Here is a 2,610-nt window from a genome sequence, read left to right as displayed (position 1 = left end):
TTCGGCACATCCAAGCACCGACCCGACCCCACACCACGCACCTGACCGGAATCACCACCACCGGGGTTGCCGTTGTTCAGAGCGGCGAGGACGGAGTGGTAGGCGGCCTTCTTCTGGTAGTTCCCGTCGAACAGCAGCGGGTTGTCGGTGCGCCAGGAGTACTTGTCGGTGACGCCCCAGACGGTGATGCCGGTGCAGCGGGAGACGGCCATGCAGGCGCGGGTGACGGTCTCGTACGTCGCGGCCTGGCCCGAGCCCTGGCCGACGTCGAGTTCGGTGATCTCCACGGCCACGCCGAGGTCGGCGAAGCGCTGGAGGTTGGCCTGGTAGCTCGACAGGTTCTCGTTGTGGGCGATGTGGGTCTGGAAGCCGACGCAGTCGATCGGGACGCCGCGGCTCTTGAAGTCGCGCACCATGTTGTAGATCGCGGTGCTCTTGGCGTTGATCGCGTCGGTGCCGTAGTCGTTGTAGCACAGCCGCGCGTTCGGGTCGGCGGCGTCGGCGGCTCGGAACGCCTCCTCGATCCAGCCGTTGCCGAGCTGGATCTGGAGGTTCGACTGGCGGCGCGAGCCGTCCCACTCGAACGCCTCGTTCACCACGTCCCAGGCGAAGACGTCGCCCTCGTAGTGGTTGGCGACGCCGGAGATGTGGTTGAGCATGGCGTTGCGCAGGTTCTGGCCGGTGAGGCCCTGCACCCAGCCCGGCTGCTGCGCATGCCAGACGAGGGTGTGGCCGCGGACCGCCATGCCGCGCGCCTGCGCCCAGTTGACGAGCTGGTCGCCGCCGGAGAAGTTGAACTGGCCGGGGTTGGGCTCGGTGGCGTCCCACTTCATGGCGTTCTCGGCCACGACCGAGTTGAACTCGGTGCCGAGGGTGTTGGCGTAGGCGGCCTCGCTGAGGTACTGGGTGGAGACGGCGGCGCCGAAGTAGCGGCCGCTCTCGGCCGCGGAGGCGCCGAGGGTGGACGCGGCCTGGGCCGTCCCGGCGGACATCACGAGCGCGGTGGTCGCGCCCAGGCTCACGGTCGCGACGGCGGCGAGCGCCGACCAGGCGCGGTGCCGTCGTCTCGGTGAAGTGTCGATCATGGTGCTCCCTGTGCGTGCGGGGTACTCAGCGGTCGGCGCGGCCGGTGATACCGGGACAGCGGTGCGCCCCTGAGTCTGCGAAAGTTTCCGAAGAATCTCCGAAACTTACGTGCTTCGAACTATAGATATGGTTCGATATCTCGTCAAGCGTTCGGGGCGGGAGTCGACGCCGCGGCGGAGGCGGAGGTCCCCGCGGCGCGGATTGGGGCTGCCAGGTCAACAAATCACATCGAAGTATTTACATGTGATGAGTCCTCTGGCTATCCTGTGTGCACATCTAACGTTCGGCGTCCGCGCCGAAACGTTCGTGTTCCCTGAAGTTGTTAGCGATAACCAACGCAGGGGCCCGATCAGAGAGGCACCCCATGAGTCAACCCACCCGCTTGCGATCGCGGCTCGCGATGCTCGCGGTGACGCTGGTGGCGGCGCTTGCCGCGGCCACCCTGAGCGCCGCCGCCGAACCATCGCCCGACCCGGCATCGGCCGCGCCGCTCCCCACCAACTTCCGCTGGGAGTCCACCGGCGCCCTCGTCGGCCCCCAGCAGACGGCCCCCGGCCGCACCCTGGTGTCCATCAAGGACCCGTCCGTCGTCCAGGTCGACGGCCAGTACCACGTGTACGCCACCACCGCCGACACCAACGGCGGCTGGTCCCTGACCTACTTCGGCGGCTTCACCAACTGGAGCCAGGCCGGCCAGGCGCCCCAGTACCACCTGAGCCGCACCCCGATCGGCGGCGGCTACCGCGCCGCGCCGCAGGTCTTCTACTTCGAGCCGGACAACCAGTGGTACCTGCTCTACCAGACCGGCCTGCCGTCGTTCTCGACCCTGACCCACCCGTCGCAGCCGCAGAGCGCCTCGGCCCCGCGGAACTTCATGAACAACCACGGGATCGCCGACGCCGGCTCGTCGTACATCCTCGACTACTGGGTCGCCTGCGACGAGGTCAACTGCTACCTGTACTTCAACAACGACAAGCAGAAGTTCTACCGCGCGCAGACGACGGTGGCCGAGTTCCCGAACGGCTTCGGCGACGTCGAGCTGTTCATGGAGGCCCCCAACCAGAGCCTCTTCGAGGCCACCAACGTCTACAAGGTCGGCGACACCGGCCAGTACATGCTGATCGTCGAGGGCATCGGCTCGGGCGGCGTCCGGTACTTCCGCTCCTGGACCTCGAACAAGCTCGACGCCAACTTCAGCGAGTGGACCCCGCTGGCCGACACGCAGTCGAACCCCTTCGCGGGGGCCGCGAACGTCACGTTCCCGGGCGGCTCGTGGACGAACGACATCAGCCACGGGGAGATGGTGCGCACGGACGGCAACCAGACCATGGAGATCGACCCGTGCAACATGCGCTACCTCTACCAGGGGCGCAACCCCAACATCGGCGGCGAGTACTCGCAGCTGCCCTACCGCCTCGGCCTGCTGACCCACACCAACCCGACGCCCGACTGCGGTGGCGGCGGTGGTGGTGATTCCGGTCAGGTGCGTGGTGTGGGGTCGGGTCGGTGCTTGGATGTGCCGAA

At 67.5% G+C, this 2,610-nt stretch carries 2 protein-coding genes; one reads left to right on the top strand and one right to left on the bottom strand.

Translation table 11 applies throughout. The annotated features are described in order from the left end of the window. A partial coding sequence (locus tag EIW28_RS23980; protein ID WP_148102618.1) for an endo-1,4-beta-xylanase occupies nt 1–1,085 on the bottom strand: 1,085 nt, incomplete at its 3' end. Between the two features lie 365 nt (nt 1,086–1,450). Between EIW28_RS23980 and EIW28_RS23975 the strand changes: the two genes are divergently transcribed. Next, a partial coding sequence (locus tag EIW28_RS23975; RefSeq protein WP_125250245.1) for a non-reducing end alpha-L-arabinofuranosidase family hydrolase occupies nt 1,451–2,610 on the top strand: 1,160 nt, incomplete at its 3' end.

Origin of the sequence: Glycomyces terrestris (assembly GCF_003933745.1) — a bacterium.
Classification (GTDB): Bacteria; Actinomycetota; Actinomycetes; order Mycobacteriales; family Micromonosporaceae; genus Glycomyces; species Glycomyces terrestris.
This window is presented reverse-complemented; position numbering and strand designations above follow the sequence as displayed.